The organism is Haloferula sp. A504 (assembly GCF_044385805.1).
GTDB lineage: Bacteria > Verrucomicrobiota > Verrucomicrobiia > Verrucomicrobiales > Akkermansiaceae > Haloferula.
This window is the reverse complement of record NZ_JBISBU010000129.1, coordinates 1-2,315: the sequence shown is the minus strand read 5'-3', so window position 1 is coordinate 2,315 and position 2,315 is coordinate 1. Positions and strand designations below refer to the sequence as shown.

Here is a 2,315-nt window from a genome sequence, read left to right as displayed (position 1 = left end):
AACGGGCGTGCTGAAATTCATTCCTCCGTCCGTTGAATAGGAGATGTCGAAGGTTTTGAGGTTCCGGTCTCCGTCTCGGGTGTAGAGCCAGTAATGCACCCTGTCGACATCATAGGCACCCCCCAGCTCGAAGGTCAGCTCCTCGGTGCCGCCCGAGGGGGCACCGGAGCCGCTCAACCAGTAAGCGTCCGACTGGTAGGGATGATAATCATCCAATTCACTCAACGGGTCCGAAACATCAGTCAGGCCGGAACCGTCGATGACCTTGTCGATGGTGCGCGGGCTGCCGATGGTGGTGGTCGAGGTCGCCGATATGGGAGTGATGACAATGCTTTCTCCCGCCGCATTGACGGTGATGTTCAGGGTCGCCTCCATCGGCGTGGCGATGACCCCGTCGGTCACGCTCACCGTGAAGGCATTCGCTCCCACATCGGCATTGGTCGGAATGCCACTGAGCGTGCCGTCGGCGGCCACGGCCAGCCAGGCCGGGCCGGAGACCTTTGCGTAGGCCAGGGTGTCGCCGTCGTCATCCGTTGCGCTGTCGGCAATGGTGCCGCTGTAGGCCAGATCCTCGGTCGCGTCGCTGCCCGCGATCGGGTCGGTGGCGAACACCGGCGCATCGTTGGTGTTGAGCACCGTGATGTTCAGGGTCGCCTGGACCGGGGTCGCAATGATGCCGTCGGTCACGCTGACGATGAAGCTGTTTGCGCCGACGTCGGCATTGGCCGGCGTGCCGGACAGTGTGCCGTCGGCGGCCACGCTCAGCCAGGCCGGGCCGCTGACCTTCGCGTAGGTCAGGGCAGCATCAGCGTCGTCGTCCGTTGCAGAACCAGCGATCGTGCCACTGTAAGCCGCATCCTCGGTCGCGTCGCTTGAGCCAAATGGGTCAGCCGTGAAGACCGGCGCGTCATTGGTGTTGATCACGGTGACATTGAGCGTCGCGGTGTCGCTGCCGCCGTTGCCGTCGGTCACGCTGACCGTGAAGACATTGAGCCCCACGTCGGCGTTCGCCGGGGTGCCACTCAAGGTGCCGTCCGCCGCCACGCTCAGCCATGCCGGGCCACCGGTCTTGGAGTAAATCGGCGCATCCCCGTCATCGTCGAATGTTGTGCCGGCGATCGTGCCACTGTAGGCCGCATCCTCGGTCGCATCCGAACCATTGATCGGGTCGGAGGTGAATGCCGGGGCATCGTTCGTGTTGATGACCGTAATGTTCAGGGTTGCTTCGACGGGAGTCGCGATGATGCCATCCGTCACGCTGACGGTGAAGGCGTTCGCCCCCACATCGGCGTTGCTCGGTGTGCCCGATAGTGCACCATTGACAGCCACGCTCAGCCAAGCCGGACCGCTTAGCTTGGCATAGGTCAGCGAGGCACCATCATCCACATCGCTGGCATCGTCCGCCAGCGTGCTGCTGTAGGGCAGATCCTCGGTCGCGGCGGATTCATCCACAGGATTGGAAATCCAGGCAGGCGCATCGTTGGTATTGATCACTGTGATATTCAGGGTCGCTTCCACAGGCACCGCGATGACGCCGTCCGTCACGCTCACCGTGAAGGCGTTCGCGCCGACATCGCTGTTGGTCGGTGTGCCGCTGAGCGTGCCATCCGTGGCCACACTCAACCAGGCCGGGCCTGCGACCTTCGCGTAGCTCAGCGAGGCCCCGGCATCGTCGTCGGAAGCACTGCCGGTAAGGGTGCCGCTATAGGCCACGTCCTCGGAGGCATCCGAGCCGTTGATCGGATCGGCCGTAAAGACCGGTGCGTCGTTGGTATTGATCACGGTGATATTGAGCGTGGCCTCCACGGCCGGGTTGGTGCCGTCATCCGCACTCACGGTGAAGACATTGACGCCGACATCCGCATTGGCCGGCGTACCCGAAAGCGCGCCATCGGCAGACACAGTCAACCATGCAGGTCCATTCACCTTGGCAAAGGTAAGCGTATCTTCCGCATCGCTGGCGTTGTCGGCCAGCGTGGACGCGTAGGGCGCATCTTCTGTGGCATCAATTTCATTGACCGGATCCGCTGTCCAGGTCGGTGCGCTGTTGGTCGAAACGGCCGTGCCTCCGAAGCAAATTTCGGTCATCGCAAAGTAGCTTGTGTCCCCGTGATTGCTCAGATTGCTGAACCGGATATGCGTGACACCGGACAAGGTGCCGAAGGTGCGGCTCTCCACGTAGGCATTGCTGCGGTCGCTGGGCCCGATGGACCAATCCGCCATGCCGAGTGACGCCGCCGGAACGGGCGTGCTGAAATTCATTCCTCCGTCCGTTGAATAGGAGATGTCGAAGGTTTTGAGGTTCCGGTCTCCGT

1 protein-coding gene is annotated in these 2,315 nt (G+C 62.5%); it reads right to left on the bottom strand.

Translation table 11 applies throughout. The features are described 5' to 3' along the window. Positions 1-2,262, bottom strand: a 2,262-nt coding sequence (locus tag ACG2LG_RS23695) for a putative Ig domain-containing protein (protein WP_396263317.1), incomplete at its 3' end; no start/stop codon positions are given. Between the last annotated feature and the right edge of the window lie 53 nt (positions 2,263-2,315).